Source organism: Sphingobium sp. (assembly GCA_035196065.1).
GTDB classification, from domain to species: domain Bacteria; phylum Pseudomonadota; class Alphaproteobacteria; order Sphingomonadales; family Sphingomonadaceae; genus Sphingorhabdus_B; species Sphingorhabdus_B rara.
Map to the genome: position 1 here is coordinate 1,836,676 of CP136575.1, position 13,946 is coordinate 1,850,621.

The window sequence follows — 13,946 nt, forward strand, 5'->3', positions numbered from 1 at the left end:
ATCAGCCTACCGCCTGCAATTTAAGCTGGTCGCGCGCCGACGCTTCATCATGGTCGGTCAAGCGCGTGGGATATTCGCCGGTAAAACAGGCGTCACAATAGCTCGGGCAAGCCGGATCGCGGCTAGCCTCGCCCAGCGCCMGATACAGGCCCTCGATCGTCAGGAATGCAAGGCTGTCGGCATGGATATAGTCGCGCATTTCGGCAACGCTCATCCGGCTGGCGATCAGTTTTTCGCGTTCCGGCGTGTCGACGCCGTAGAAACAGCTGTTGGTGGTCGGCGGGCTTGCGATGCGCATATGCACTTCGCGCGCACCRGCTTCACGCATCATCTGCACGATCTTCAGGCTGGTGGTGCCGCGCACGATTGAATCGTCGATCAGGACGATCCGCTTGCCCGCGACGAGATTGCGATTGGCATTATGCTTCAATTTGACGCCCAGATGGCGCACGCCGTCACCCGGCTGGATGAAGGTGCGACCAACATAATGCGAACGGATGATGCCCAATTCAAAGGGGATGCCMGATGCTTCGGCATAGCCGATCGCCGCCGGTGTTCCGCTGTCGGGAACGGGTATGACATAATCGGCATCGATGCCGTTTTCACGCGCCAGTTCGGCACCGATTGCCTTGCGCACGGCATAGACGCTGTTGCCGTCGACGATCGAATCCGGNTCGTGAAAAATAGACATGTTCAAAGATGCAGGGGCGNSCRCCGACYGAYTGGAAYGGTTTGTGCGATCCAATGCCGCCATCGCGTACAACCACGATTTCACCCGGCTCGACACTGCGGATGAATTCCGCGCCAACAATATCGAGCGCGACGGTTTCCGACGCGAAAATGATCGATTCGCCAAGGCGGCCCATAACCAGCGGCNGAATGCCGAGCGGATCACGGCAGGCGATAAGGCCTTCGGTGGTCAGGCAGATGAGCGAANTAGGCGCCTTCGACCTGCTTCANGCGCRTCGATCAAGCGATCGAGCANCCCGCGCNTGGGKGGATGTSKCGACCAAATGGATGATAACTTCGGTATCCGATGTGGACTGGAAGATCGAACCACGCCGYACCAGTTCACGTCGCAGGTTCGTCGCGTTCGAGATATTGCCATTATGCGCCACGGCAAAACCACCCGTGGCGAGATCTGCATAAAGTGNCTGGACATTGCGCAGCGTTGTCTCGCCCGTGGTCGAATAGCGSACGTGGCCTGCGGCGATATTTCCGGGCAAACTGCGAATKACATCTTCGCGGTCAAAATTGCCGGCAACATGGCCCATCGCACGGTGCGTATGGAAATCGCGACCATCGAAGCTGGTGATACCCGCAGCTTCCTGCCCGCGATGCTGGAGTGCATGGAGGCCAAGCGCGACCATGGCAGCCGCGCCGNTCGGCGTCGTGCACACCGAAAATGCCGCATTCCTCGCGCAGTTTATCGTCATCAAATGGATTAGTGGTGAGCATGTCCGAACGAATCCGTTCCGCCAAAAGTTGGGCAGCCTATAAGCCTGCCTTCCACCAATGTCTTCCCCTTGTAACACCGATGTTTNGAATTTCTGCACAGATTGCCAGCCGTGCGGTGCTCGGCTAGATATTGCGCTATGACGGATCCTCGCGAAAACGGGNCTGCAGCTCGACCCGAAATTTGATGCAAACGGACTGCTGACCGCAGTGGTGGTAGATGSSCAGGATGGTGCTGTGCTGATGSTCGGGCATATGAACCGCGAGGCGTTGGCCCTCACCCAACAGAACGGAAANGGTTACCTTTTTCNTCGCGCAGCCGCCNAGCGNTCTCTGGACCAAGGNCGAAAGTAGCGGCCATTTCCTGCACTTGGTCGAAATGCGTATCGATTNGCGATCAGGATGCGCTGTTGGTGATCGCAAGGNNCCGGATGGCCCGACTTGCCATACGGGTGTTCNGCAGTTGTTTTTNACCGCCGCGTCGAGGGTGACCAGCTGGTGCGTCTATGAAGCGCCACTGGGCGTTCGCTGCGCTGCTGCTGGCCGGATGTGGGNCAGGGTGAAAATGNNCGTCGAACGGCGAAGGCGGTGGTGCGGGCGCWGCGCTTGACCAACTGGCGATCAGCAAGGGATTGCTWCCCGATCCGCGCAACCGGTCTCTTGCCGGACGTTTTGAAACGTCGAGCGAACTGGGTACTGACAAATTTTGCGCGGTCGCCGAGAATGATGATGGCTACCGCATGGGTTTCCTTGCGGTGTTCGGCCCTGAAAGCAAATGCGAAGGGCAGGGCAGTGCTAAACTTGAGGGCGACAGTGTCGTTATCAACCTGACCGGCAAGGAAAGTTGCAGCTTTACTGCCAGTTATGACGGCATCGTGTTGCGCTTTCCCGGATCGGTGCCGGAAGGCTGCACCGCCTATTGCTCCCGTAACGCAAGCATGAGCGGTACGCGCTATTATTTTGTCGACCCGGGCGATGAAGCGGCCAAGCGCACGCTCGGCCGCGACATCGAAAAGCTATGCGATTGAGGCAGCAGGTCTTGGCTTAGTTCGCAATGACCAGGCAGGCTTGCCCGGCGGCAGCGGCCTTTACTTTGGCGCACATATCGGCAGCCGAACTGCGGCTGGCAAAGGGGCCGGCCTGCAGGCGTGTCACGGCACCCGCGCTATTCAGATAGGGTGTCAGCGCAGATAGTCCGCCAACACGGCCCTCCAGCCTATCCCAAAGGCGCGTGGCGTTGGCTTCATTGCCGAACGCGCCAAGCTGGATACGCCAGCCACCTTTGACAGGCGCAGTGGCCGCAATTTTTGTCGGCTTTGAAGGCGCGGCGGGTTTGACTACCGGCGCGGCGCGGGCCGGCTCAGGCGCGCCGTCGATCGGCGGGATCGCCCCCGGAAAGCCCGGCGCGGCAGCGGCCGTCGCCGGCGCTGCTTGTGATGGAGGAACCGGCACGGGCTTCACCGCGGCCGGCGGAGCTTTGGTATCAATGGGAAAGCCTGCAACCTGAGCGGAGCGGGCCTGCGCCGATGACTGTTCCAGCACGCCTGCAAGCGCTACGCCTTGCTGGCGCTGTTCCAGCGGGATATATTTGTCCATCTCGGCCAGACTGCGCGATGCAGGTGCAAGGCCAGCGGACGAAGCGCGGGTCATCAGCGCATAGGCCCGGACCCAGTCTTTCTGGATTTGCGTTCCGTTGAACAATTCGGTTGCCAGCAAATATTGTCCGCGCGGTTCACCCCGTTCGGCCGAGGCTTGCAGATAAGGCAGCGCTTCGGGGACCTTGCCCTGATAATGCAGCAAATGCCCGATATTGTCTGCGGCCTGCAAATGGCCCTGTTGTGCCGCCTTGCGATACCATTCGAGCGCCATGTTCAGATCCTGTTTGACGCCGCGCCCCAGCTTATAGGCCTGACCCATGTTGAACTGCGCGTCGGGGTCGCCCTTGATTGCGGGATCATTCCATTGCTGGACTGCGCCGGCAAAATCCCCATTGGTCCAGGCGTCGACGCCTGCTTTGACGTCTGCAAACGCAGGCTGGCCGGTAAGGGCGATCGCTGCTGCGATGGGAAGGGCAGTAAAGGCATAGCGGCGCATCATGGTCTCCAATTCGATTGGACAGAGCGATAAAGCGCCAAAACTGAGATTTGGTAAACGCCCGGAACCGCTCGTTTAACTATCGCTGCCAATCTGAACATAATTTGCCGTGATGCGCAATGCTGCGGTCGCAAACGCATAAACGGCAAAAGAGGCCCCCACGTTAACCGATTTTTAGCCCTGTTCTGCCAGATCATCTCCAAACAGCTTGCAAAAGGGGAATAATGTGAGGGTTCTCGCATTGGCATCACAAAAAGGCGGATCAGGCAAAACCACATTGTCTGGCCATCTTGCCGTCCAGGCTCAGCTTGCAGGGGCGGGTCCGGTCGTCCTGATCGACATTGACCCGCAGGGCTCGCTTGCCGATTGGTGGAACGAACGTGAAGCTGACCTTCCGGCTTTTGCTCAGACAACTGTAGCGCGCCTTGCATCCGACCTCGCCGTGCTGCGCCAACAGGGCTTCAAGCTTGCGGTCATCGATACGCCGCCTGCCATCACCATGGCGATCCAGAGTGTTATCTCGGTTGCCGAACTGATCGTCGTGCCGACACGCCCCAGCCCGCATGATCTGCGCGCCGTCGGCGCTACGGTCGACCTTTGCGAACGGGCCGGCAAGCCGCTGATCTTTGTCGTCAATGCAGCTACACCGAAGGCCAAAATTACGTCAGAGGCCGCAGTCGCGCTTTCCCAGCATGGCACTGTTGCCCCGATAACCTTGCATCACCGCACGGATTTTGCCGCCTCAATGATCGATGGCCGCACGGTGATGGAAGTTGACCCTCAAGGGCGTTCGGCTGAGGAAGTCCGTCAGCTCTGGTCTTATATTTCCGACCGTCTTGAAAAGAATTTCCGTCGCACGGTGTTCAGCGCACCTGCGGCCGTAAATTCGCAAATGCCCCAGGCACGACCCATGGGCGGTTTCGGTCGCCGGGTCATCGGTTGAGCGGGGGATGATCATGAGCGAACCCAAACCGATAGCATCACTTTCATCCGGCCTGCTTGCCCGCAAGGGTGCAGCACGCCCGGCCATGCGCCGCCAGCTGGTGCAAGGTGCAACTGCCGCAGTGGCTGTTGTCCATGATGACCTTGGCTGGAATGACATGGGCTATGATGTCGATCCCGATCCCTCGGCGCCGATGGATTATGACCATGACGCAGGATATAATCCGCTTGCCAATGCTGTTCCGGAGGTAAAGCCCGAGGTAAAGCAACAGCAGGATCGCATCGCCGAACAGTTACAGGTGCAGGCTGATGAAATGGCTGCGTCCGAACTTTACGAAACATCGGCCGAGGTGGTTTCGATCGTTCCGCCGCATGCAGCAGGGCCGGTTGTTGAAACACAACGTCCGCGCGCCGCACCGGGCAGCAAGGGCAAATCGGCATTTACCTTGCGACTTGACGCTGATCGCCATCTGAAATTGCGGCTCGCATGCGCAATCAGTAACCGGTCGGCGCAGCAGCTTGTCACAGCAGCGCTGGACGCATTCATTGAGGGCGTCCCTGAAATCAGCAATCTTGCCGCGCAAGTTCCGTCGAAAAAACAGGCCTGATCGCCTGACCGTCACCTTTGGGGTAAAGTCATGAAGAACAAGACAATCGTAAAACTGGCATTGTCGACCGCGATGGTCGGTTTCACTGCCTTGGGCGGTGCTAGCGTCGTGGCTTCGAATACGACCACTGAAATTGCCGCGCCGGCGCAATCGAAAAAAGCGCATGGCTGGGCAAAGAAGGCTGAAAGGCTGTTTGCCAAGGGTCGGACCGACAAGGCTTTGGGCTATGCCGAGGCTGCGGTTGGCGCCGATCTGACCAATGTCGAATATCGCAACCTGCTGGCCCGCATCTATATGGCGCAAGGCCGCTTTAATTCAGCCGAGCGCACCTTTGCAGATGTGATGGAATTGGGCCAGGTCGACGCGCGCACCGTTGTCGGTGTTGCTTTGTCGCGTATCGCGCAGGGCAAAGCCGATTCGGCGATTGCGCTTGTGGATGCCCATCGTTCGCTGCTTCCGGCTAGCGATTATGGCCTTGCACTTGCTCTTGCTGGCGACAGCAAACGATCGGTTGATGTCCTTGTTGAAGCTATTCGCGGTGACAATGCCTCGGCACGCACACGGCAGAATCTGGCGCTCGCTTATGCGCTTGACGGCCGTTGGCGCGAAGCCCGCATCATGGCGGTGCAGGATATGCCGCAGGATCGCGTCGATACGCGCATTGCCGAATGGGCCCAATATGCCCGGCCGGGTGCCTATCAGACACGCATTGCTGGCCTTTTGAAAGTCACGCCACGTGAAGACGCCGGCCAGCCTGTGCGCCTTGCATTGGGCGGCGCTATATCAGCACCCGCAATGGCCTCGGTCGAGGAAGCCGCGCCTGTCGCCATTGCAATGGAAGCAGCTGCACCTGTCGGCGAACTGCCGGCAATCGGCGCTGCGCCGGACGTGGAGGGCTATGCCGAAACCAATGTCCGCGTTGCCGAAGTGGCACCGGTCGCTGCGGTTGAAGCGCCGTTGATCCGCGCGCCGGAAGCGCCCGTCAAATCGGCAGAAGCCGCACCTGCTGCCAAGCCGGTGAAGCTCGCTCTGGCCGATGTTCCGGCCCCGCAAGCGAGGTCATCAAGCAAATTTCTGGTCCAGCTTGGGGCATTTTCCTCAACGGCCAACGCAACCCGTGCCTGGAGCCAGCTTAATCGCAAGCATCGCATCCTGAACGGTTTCGACTCTGCAAGTTCAACGGTGACGATCAAGGGCAGGACGCTGACGCGGCTCGCCGCATCCGGGTTTGGCAATTATGAAACCGCCGCTGCTGCGTGCCGCCAGATCAAGATGTCGGGCGGCGAATGTATCGTGCGTTCGACTGATGGCTCCTCGCCGGTGCGGATGGCCGCAAAAAAGCCGGTTCGCAAAGCGGTGCGTATCGCGGCCCGCTGATTTTCAACAAATAGCAATTCCTTGAAGGGCGGCGGATCAGATGATCTTGCCGCCCTTCATGATTTTGCGCACCCGGCCTTGAACGGGCAGCTTGTCGAACGGTGTGTTGCCGGCAAGCGCGGTCATCCGGTTGCTATCCACCTGCCATGGGGCGTCTGGGTCGATGAATATCAGGTCTGCCTCACGCCCCGTTTCAACCGAACCGGCATTCACTTTCAGGATGCGCGCGGGGTTTGTCGATAGCAGTTCAAACAGGCGGCCAAGCGATACATGCCCGTCGCGCACAAGGTTCAGTGTTAGCGCCAGCAATGTCTCCGCACCCGCCATGCCGGGGGCCGCATCGGCAAAGGGCAGTCGTTTGTCTTCGGGACCACGTGGGTCGTGTCCAGACGCGATCACGTCGATCGTTCCGTCCGCCACGGCTGCAATGCAGGCAAGGCGATCATCCTCACACCGCAGTGGTGGCGAAAGCCGGGCAAAGGTGCGGAAACCGGATAGCGCTGTGTCGGACAGAAAAAGATGGGCAGGGGTTATCCCGCAACTGATCCGAAGGCCCTTGTCCTTGGCTCGGCGGATGAGGTCGAGGCCGGCAGCTGTCGTCACCTGACGGAAATGGACATGCGCCCCGCTTTCGGCTGCGAGCGAAAGATCGCGCTGGATGGACAGCGCTTCGGCGACTGGCGGCGCACTCGGCAGGCCAAGCAGCGTCGCGTTTAGCCCGGTGGTCGCAACGGCGTGCCCGGTAACGCCGCCATCCTCGCTATGCACGAACAGCGGCAGATCGAGCATCTCGCAGTAGCGCAGCAGCCGCAACATGACGCCTGAATCGGCGATCCAGCGCCTTCCGGTGGCAACGCCCAGTGCGCCTGCTTCCTTCATCAACGCGATTTCGGCGATGTGCTGGCCGTCCATTTCCTTGGTGGCCGCTGCCAGAGGGTGAACCCAGAAATCGGGTTTGCCCTTGCGCCCTGCAAAGCGGATCGTTGCTGGATCGTCATGCGCAGGGGATTGGTCAGGCATCAACGCGGCGCGGGTAATTCCGCCAAAGCGGAACGCCGGCTTGTCGGTGGCGAATACGCCAAGGTCGATAATGCCGGGGGCAACAATCAATCCATCTGCATCGACCCGCTCGCCCAGTGGGTCGGCCTTGCCGACATAGGCGATGCGTTCACCGCTGACATGCAAATGCGTGATTTCGCCCTCGCTTTTGCCGGGAAGGATAACCCGCCCGCCGAGGATGTTGATGCCGCTCATGCGCCTGTCTCCTTGGCCCAGCCCTCAACGCCGCGTGCGCGCCGCGTTAAAATGTCGAGGCAGGCCATGCGCACCGCGACGCCCATTTCCACCTGCTCGGTAATGGCTGATCGTTCCAGATCGTCGGCGATATGGCTGGCGATTTCGACGCCGCGGTTCATCGGGCCGGGGTGCATCACCAGTGCATCGGGTTTCGCGAGCGCCAGTCGGCGCGAATCGAGCCCGTAAAGATGGAAATATTCCCGCGGCGAAGGGATGAAATCGCCCTGCATCCGTTCATTCTGCAGCCGCAACATCATCACCACGTCGCTGTCGGGAAGGGCGTCGTCGAAACGGTTGAATGCCTCTACGCCGAAACTCGCAATGCCCTCTGGCATCAAGGCTGGTGGAGCGACGACGCGCACCCGGGCGCCGAGGGTTGTCAGGCTGATCATGTTCGAACGCGCGACGCGGCTGTGCAATATGTCACCGCAAATGGTCACCGTCATGCCATCAATCCGCCCTTTGCGGCGGCGGATGGTGAGCGCATCGAGCAGCGCCTGTGTGGGATGTTCATGCGTGCCATCACCTGCATTGAGCACCGGGCAATCGACCTTTTGCGATATCAGATCGACCGCACCGGAACTGCCATGGCGGATTACGATCGCATCTGCGCGCATCGCATTCAGCGTCATGGCCGTATCGATCAGCGTCTCGCCCTTTTTCGTGCTCGATTGCGCCGCGTGCATGTTGACGACGTCTGCACCCAGCCTTTTTCCTGCGATCTCGAACGAAAGAAGGGTGCGTGTGCTATTCTCGAAAAAGGCGTTGATGATCGTCAATCCGCGCAGCCGGTCATCGCGCTTGGCGGCACCGGAACGGTTGAGGGCGACCCACTGTTCGGCCTCTGCGAGGACGAATTCGATCTCCCACGGCTGGAGCCCGGCAATGCCGAGCAGGTGCCGGTGCGGGAAGGCGGCGGAACCGGCTGGAAAGCGGCCCGATGAAGCGTTGGATGGCGATGTCATTAAAGCCAGTGCCTTAGGCGCGTTGGTTCGCATACTCAAGCGTTACGATTCACATTGTCACCCCCGACGAGATAGGGGGGCACGGTCTGATCATTCAATTTAAACTTAACATCGATCCATGGATTACCGCTTTCGCGGGAATGACATGACCGCTCAGCTGGAGGTAAGTGCGTCGATTGCACCTTGCAGGATATGCGCAGCTGCCGCGCTGTCGATACGCTCGGCCCGCTTGGCTCGGCTCAGATCTGCTTCGATCATCGCCCGCTCGGCCGCTGCGGTGGACCAGCGTTCGTCCCACAGGAGGATAGGCAGGCCCAGATCGATGATGTTGCGGGCAAAAGCGCGGCTTGATTGGCTACGCGGGCTTTCGCTGCCGTCCATGTTCAGCGGCAGGCCGATGATGATGCCGGCGGTCGCGCGTTTCGCAATCGCCGCCTGCAAGGCGGTTTTGTCCTTGGCAAATTTGCTGCGCAGGATCAGGTCGGCGGGCGAAGCAAAGCTCCACCCGGCATCGCAAAAAGCGGTGCCAATCGTCTTGCTGCCAACATCCAGTCCGATCAACACGCCGCCATCTGGCAGGGCGTCACGAAATTCCGGGGCGCTGGTGGTAATCACCGCGCCAAGAATTTTTCGATCCTCCACAAGGCATCGGCGCGGATATTGGCCCAGAATAAGGGGATGTCATAAACATGGTAATTATTGCCCGGCAGCACATAGGGGCCAAGTTCGGGCGGATCGCCGATCAGCAGAAAGCCGCGTTGATCACAGCGTGCAGGAACTGCGCCGGGGATCAGTTCGCCTGCCTTCATTTCGGCATCAGGTTTGAGCGTACCTAGATTGGCCACCATTTCGGCCGCCGGAGCTGCCCCGCCGTTAAGGGGGTTGGTGCACAGCATCGCGCTGTTCGCGCGGGAATTGCCGTCAAAGCCGGTGGTTCCATCATAAACCTGCAGGATGCGCTCATATTCGGCCGGTTCGGCAAAGCTCTGCCAGCTCATGATGCAGCCGGTCTGGTCGGGGGATGTGCACGCGGGAAGACCCATGGCCGCAAGGTCGGTGTCGATCGATATCGGCCAGCCAACCGCATAAACGGCAACAATACGCTTTGCGATCGGCTTGCCCGCAACCCTGTCTTTCAGCAAATGGGTCAAGTGCAGGGCGCCCTGGCTATGGCCGGCAAGGATGATCGGCCGATCTTTCTGTACCTTGGCGACAAAATCGTCAAAGGCGAGCAGCACATCGCGATAGGCCGCATTCAGCGCCATCTGGCCTTCGGGCTTGTCGGTCAAAAATGCGCCGATTGCCGCCTGACGGTAACGCGGTGCCCAGATTTCGCCAGCCGCTGCAAAGGGCGAGGCAAGACCCTGAAGGAAAAGCCGCGCCCGATCCTGCGATGTCTTATCATCCAGCGGGGCGTTCCAATGCGTCTTTTCCATATAGGAGGTCGGGTGGATGAAGAATATCGCTGCCGGGCCGGGAATGTCGATAGCGGGGCTGCCCTTTGGCTGCCAGCGCGTCACATTTTGGGCATCACTGCGTCCGCGCGCGAACCACATGGCTGGATCGTCGTAAATGGTCGTCGCCAGCGCCTTTTGTTCCTCAAACTTTGTCGTTGGTACAAAGGCGAGCTGGGTCAATTCCCGTTCATAAATGCGAATGACAAAGCCGCCGGCAATGACCAGCATGATGATCGCAGCGACGAGATAGAGGAATTTGCGGGCCACTTTGTTCGTTCCAAAAATAGTGTTTGATCCTTGCAGAGAGAAGGTCGCTGCGCCGATCAACCGTTCAAATAGTCTTCCTGACGAAAATAGCACCGCAAATTTGAACCTTGGCTGAAAACCCGCTGCTTTGGCGGTTGATGCTGCGCATGCACAATGCTAGCGGCCAAGCCATGTCAGTCGATAAAGATACAGTGAACAAGATCGCGCGGCTCAGCCGTATCGCGATCAGCGATGAAGAGGCCGACAAGATGGTCGGGGAGCTGAATGGCATCCTCGCCTGGGTCGAGCAATTGGGTGAGGTCGACGTCACCGGCGTCGAGCCGATGACGGCGGTGATTGCCAACCATTTGAGGTTGCGTGACGATGTCGTCACCGATGGCGATGTGCGCGAAAAGGTGCTCGCCAATGCGCCCGCGCGTGAGGGCATTTTCTTTGGCGTGCCGAAGGTGATCGAATAATGACCGACCTTACAAAACTCGGCGTTGCCGCCATCCGTTCTGGCGTTGCCAGCGGTGACTTTACTGCCGTTGAAGTCGCGGAAGCTTTTAACGCCAATGTCGCGGCTGCCAAAGTGCTCAACGCATTCATCGTCGAAACCCCTGAAAAGGCGGTTGAAGCTGCAAAGACCGTAGATGCCGACCGCGCTGCCGGAAAGCCACTGGGCAAGATGGCCGGTGTGCCGATTGGCATGAAGGATTTGTTCGCGACCGAAGGCGTGCAAACGACTGCGGCGAGCCATATTCTTGAGGGCTTTGTGCCCACCTATGAATCGACCGTTTCGGCCAATTTGTGGAAGGCCGGCGCCGGGATGCTCGGCAAGCTGAACCTTGATCAGTTCGCCATGGGTTCATCGAACGAGACCAGCTATTTCGGCAATGTGATTTCGCCCTGGCGGCGCAATGACGGCAGCAATGCCGCGCTCGCCCCGGGTGGGTCGTCGGGCGGATCTTCGACGGCAATTGCAGCGCGGCTTTGCCCTGCGGCAACCGGAACCGATACTGGCGGTTCCATCCGCCAGCCTGCAGCCTTTGTGGGTATTTCGGGCATCAAGCCGACCTATGGCCGTTGCAGCCGCTGGGGCATTGTCGCCTTTGCCAGCTCGCTCGATCAGGCAGGGCCGATGGCGCGGGACGTGCGCGACTGCGCGATCATGCTGGAGGCGATGGCCGGGTTTGATCCGAAGGATTCGACCTCGCTTGATCTGGCTGTTCCTGAATGGGAAGCTGGCCTATCCGGCGACCTGCGCGGCAAGAAGGTCGGCATTCCCAAGGAATATCGCCTTGATGGTATTGACGAAGATATCGCCAACATGTGGGACAATGGCATTGCCTGGCTGAAGGATGCCGGCGCAGAGATTGTCGAAATCAGCCTGCCACACACCAAATATGCGCTGCCGGCCTATTATATCATCGCGCCAGCAGAGGCATCATCAAACCTCGCCCGTTATGATGGCGTCCGCTATGGCTTGCGCGATCTGCCCGATGGCGCTGGCCTGCAAGACATGTATGCCGCGACCCGTGCCGCCGGTTTTGGTGCAGAGGTGCGCCGCCGCATCATGATCGGCACTTATGTACTCTCGGCCGGCTTCTACGATGCCTATTACACACAGGCGCAGAAGGTGCGGGCGTTGATTGCCCGCGATTTCGATAATGCCTGGAAGCAGTGCGACCTGATCCTCGCTCCGACTGCGCCGAGCGCGGCTTTCGGTCTGGGCGAAAAGACCAGCGATCCGCTGTCCATGTACCTGAATGACGTCTTCGCTGTGCCGGCCTCTTTGGCTGGATTGCCCGCCATGTCTGTCCCCGGTGGCATCGACAAGCAGGGTCTGCCGCTGGGCCTACAGATCGTGGGCAAGGCGTTGGACGAGCAGGGCGTGTTGAACGCGGGTCTGGCAATTGAGGAACGTGCCGGCTTCACGGCGGAAGCGGAGAAGTGGTGGTAATATGAGCGAATACCGCATCCAGGGTGTAACCGGTGAGTGGGAGGTCGTGATCGGCCTCGAGGTCCATGCGCAGGTCACGTCGAAAGCCAAGCTCTTTTCGGGCGCGTCTGCCGCTTATGGCGGGGAACCGAACAGCCATGTGAGCCTCGTCGATGCCGCAATGCCGGGCATGTTGCCCGTGCCGAACCGCGAGTGCATCCGCCAAGCGGTGCGCACCGGCATGGCGATCAATGCTCAGATTAACCGCTATTCCCGTTTCGACCGGAAGAATTATTTTTACGCCGATCTGCCGCAGGGTTACCAGATTTCGCAGCTGTACCACCCGATCGTGGGCGAGGGCGAAATCGAGGTGACGCTGGACGAGAAAGATCCGGATAGCCCGCGCAAGATCATCGGTATAGAGCGCATCCATGTCGAGCAGGATGCAGGAAAGCTGATGCACGATCAGCATCCGACCATGTCTTATGTCGATCTCAATCGTTCAGGCGTAGCGCTGATGGAAATCGTCTCGCGCCCTGACATGCGTTCTCCTGCAGAAGCAGGGGCTTATGTAAAAAAGCTAAGATCAATCCTCCGCTATGTCGGCTCTTGTGACGGCAATATGGAGGAAGGCTCAATGCGCGCCGACGTCAATGTGTCGGTTCGCAAGCCGGGTGCCGAATATGGCACGCGCACCGAGACCAAGAATGTGAACTCGATCCGTTTCGTGATGCAGGCGATTGAGGTTGAAGCGCGGCGTCAGGTCGATCTGATCGAAGATGGCGGCACGGTGGTGCAGGAAACCCGGCTGTTCGATCCCAATAAGATGGAAACGCGGTCGATGCGCAGCAAGGAAGATGCGCATGATTATCGCTATTTCCCCGATCCGGACCTGCTGCCGCTTGAACTGGATGATGCGTTCCTTGACGAATGCAAGGCTTCGCTCCCCGAATTGCCCGACGCCAAGCGCGCGCGTTACGAGAATGCGCTTGGCTTGACAGCCTATAACGCGGCCGTGCTGACTGCGGAGGCAGAGACCGCTTTCTGGTTCGAGGAACTTTTGGCCCATGGCGTCGATCCCAAACAAGGGTCGAACTGGCTGCTTTCCGAACTGTTCGGCGCGCTGAACAAATTGGGCAAGACGCTGGACGAAAGCCCTGTTAGCCCGGCACAGGCCGCAGAACTGCTGAAACTGGTCGCTGATGGCACGATTTCGGGCAGCATCGCCAAACAGGTGTTCGAGATCATGCTCGAAACCGGGCAGGGTGCTGCGGTGATCGTCGAGGAAAAGGGCCTGAAGCAGACGAGCGACACCGGCGCGATTGAGGCGGTGATCGCCGAAATCCTTGCGAACAATCCCGGTCAACTTGAACAATATCGTGGCGGCAAGGAGGCCCTTTTTGGCTTTTTCGTCGGCCAGACGATGAAGGCGATGCAGGGCAAGGCGAACCCGCAGGTGGTGAATGACCTGCTGAAAAAGGCGCTGGCCGGTTAACGCCGGTCATAGCGCTGCGAACAGAGCGGTTTTACACAATAGCCCCTTGCCTTGGCGCAGCATTGCGGC

At 59.4% G+C, this 13,946-nt stretch carries 12 protein-coding genes and 2 pseudogenes; 8 read left to right on the top strand and 6 right to left on the bottom strand.

Annotated elements, in window-relative coordinates; translation table 11 throughout:
* Nucleotide 1: 1 nt before the first annotated feature.
* Nucleotides 2-1,458 (bottom strand): annotated as a pseudogene (purF, locus tag RSE16_08810) (amidophosphoribosyltransferase).
* A 346-nt stretch (nt 1,459-1,804) separates the two neighbouring features.
* Here purF and RSE16_08815 point away from each other — a divergent pair.
* Both RSE16_08815 and RSE16_08820 read left to right on the top strand, forming a co-directional pair.
* Nucleotides 1,805-2,065, top strand: a pseudogene (locus RSE16_08815) (hypothetical protein).
* Nucleotides 2,066-2,087: 22 nt separating this feature from the next.
* The gene (locus RSE16_08820; protein ID WRH74823.1) at nt 2,088-2,483 is read left to right on the top strand and encodes a hypothetical protein; all 396 of its coding nucleotides are present in this window, start codon (nt 2,088-2,090) and stop codon (nt 2,481-2,483) included.
* A gap of 16 nt (nt 2,484-2,499) precedes the next feature.
* On the opposite strand, the gene RSE16_08825 is transcribed toward RSE16_08820, so the two are convergent.
* Nucleotides 2,500-3,552, bottom strand: a complete 1,053-nt coding sequence (locus RSE16_08825) for an SPOR domain-containing protein (GenBank protein WRH74824.1) — start codon at nt 3,550-3,552, stop codon at nt 2,500-2,502.
* A gap of 223 nt (nt 3,553-3,775) precedes the next feature.
* Between RSE16_08825 and RSE16_08830 the strand changes: the two genes are divergently transcribed.
* The 3 genes from RSE16_08830 to RSE16_08840 are packed head-to-tail and all read left to right on the top strand — an operon-like array spanning nt 3,776 to nt 6,476.
* Nucleotides 3,776-4,492 carry a ParA family protein gene (locus tag RSE16_08830; GenBank protein WRH74825.1) on the top strand — a complete coding sequence of 239 codons (717 nt, stop codon included), beginning with the start codon at nt 3,776-3,778 and terminating at the stop codon, nt 4,490-4,492.
* Between the two features lie 13 nt (nt 4,493-4,505).
* Nucleotides 4,506-5,099: a hypothetical protein gene (locus RSE16_08835; protein ID WRH74826.1), complete on the top strand. Its 594-nt coding sequence runs from the start codon at nt 4,506-4,508 to the stop codon at nt 5,097-5,099.
* Nucleotides 5,100-5,129: 30 nt separating this feature from the next.
* Entirely contained in the window at nt 5,130-6,476 is a 1,347-nt protein-coding gene (locus tag RSE16_08840) for an SPOR domain-containing protein (protein WRH74827.1), read from the top strand.
* A gap of 36 nt (nt 6,477-6,512) precedes the next feature.
* Here RSE16_08840 and RSE16_08845 read toward each other — a convergent pair whose 3' ends face one another.
* The 4 genes from RSE16_08845 to RSE16_08860 all read right to left on the bottom strand — a co-directional run bounded on the left by RSE16_08845 (nt 6,513) and on the right by RSE16_08860 (nt 10,461).
* Nucleotides 6,513-7,730, bottom strand: a complete 1,218-nt coding sequence (locus RSE16_08845; protein ID WRH74828.1) for a dihydroorotase — start codon at nt 7,728-7,730, stop codon at nt 6,513-6,515.
* Nucleotides 7,727-8,737: an aspartate carbamoyltransferase catalytic subunit gene (locus RSE16_08850; protein WRH74829.1), complete on the bottom strand. Its 1,011-nt coding sequence runs from the start codon at nt 8,735-8,737 to the stop codon at nt 7,727-7,729. Before RSE16_08850 ends, RSE16_08845 begins: the two co-directional genes overlap by 4 nt.
* A gap of 153 nt (nt 8,738-8,890) precedes the next feature.
* Nucleotides 8,891-9,352: a Holliday junction resolvase RuvX gene (ruvX, locus tag RSE16_08855; protein ID WRH77331.1), complete on the bottom strand. Its 462-nt coding sequence runs from the start codon at nt 9,350-9,352 to the stop codon at nt 8,891-8,893.
* Nucleotides 9,349-10,461 (bottom strand): DUF3089 domain-containing protein, encoded by a 1,113-nt coding sequence (locus RSE16_08860; GenBank protein ID WRH74830.1) that lies wholly within the window; start codon nt 10,459-10,461, stop codon nt 9,349-9,351. Before RSE16_08860 ends, ruvX begins: the two co-directional genes overlap by 4 nt.
* Before the next feature lie 170 nt (nt 10,462-10,631).
* Here RSE16_08860 and gatC point away from each other — a divergent pair, with 170 nt between their 5' ends.
* Genes gatC through gatB form a run of 3 tightly spaced genes read left to right on the top strand, consistent with a single transcriptional unit; the run spans nt 10,632 to nt 13,877 of the window.
* A complete protein-coding gene (gene gatC, locus RSE16_08865; GenBank protein ID WRH74831.1) occupies nt 10,632-10,919 on the top strand; it encodes an Asp-tRNA(Asn)/Glu-tRNA(Gln) amidotransferase subunit GatC in 288 nt (95 codons plus the stop codon).
* Entirely contained in the window at nt 10,919-12,403 is a 1,485-nt protein-coding gene (gene gatA, locus RSE16_08870; protein WRH74832.1) for an Asp-tRNA(Asn)/Glu-tRNA(Gln) amidotransferase subunit GatA, read from the top strand. The genes gatC and gatA overlap by 1 nt, the downstream gene beginning before the upstream one ends.
* Before the next feature lies 1 nt (nt 12,404).
* Nucleotides 12,405-13,877, top strand: a complete 1,473-nt coding sequence (gene gatB, locus RSE16_08875) for an Asp-tRNA(Asn)/Glu-tRNA(Gln) amidotransferase subunit GatB (GenBank protein WRH74833.1) — start codon at nt 12,405-12,407, stop codon at nt 13,875-13,877.
* The last annotated feature ends 69 nt before the right edge of the window (nt 13,878-13,946 follow it).

Coding starts and splice junctions, on each gene's coding strand:
- RSE16_08825 (WRH74824.1), bottom strand. CDS start 3,552: ATGATGCGCCGCTATGCCTTTACTGCCCTTCCCATCGCAGCAGCGATC.
- RSE16_08835 (WRH74826.1), top strand. CDS start 4,506: ATGAGCGAACCCAAACCGATAGCATCACTTTCATCCGGCCTGCTTGCC.
- RSE16_08840 (WRH74827.1), top strand. CDS start 5,130: ATGAAGAACAAGACAATCGTAAAACTGGCATTGTCGACCGCGATGGTC.
- RSE16_08845 (WRH74828.1), bottom strand. CDS start 7,730: ATGAGCGGCATCAACATCCTCGGCGGGCGGGTTATCCTTCCCGGCAAA.
- RSE16_08850 (WRH74829.1), bottom strand. CDS start 8,737: ATGACATCGCCATCCAACGCTTCATCGGGCCGCTTTCCAGCCGGTTCC.
- gatC (WRH74831.1), top strand. CDS start 10,632: ATGTCAGTCGATAAAGATACAGTGAACAAGATCGCGCGGCTCAGCCGT.
- gatA (WRH74832.1), top strand. CDS start 10,919: ATGACCGACCTTACAAAACTCGGCGTTGCCGCCATCCGTTCTGGCGTT.
- gatB (WRH74833.1), top strand. CDS start 12,405: ATGAGCGAATACCGCATCCAGGGTGTAACCGGTGAGTGGGAGGTCGTG.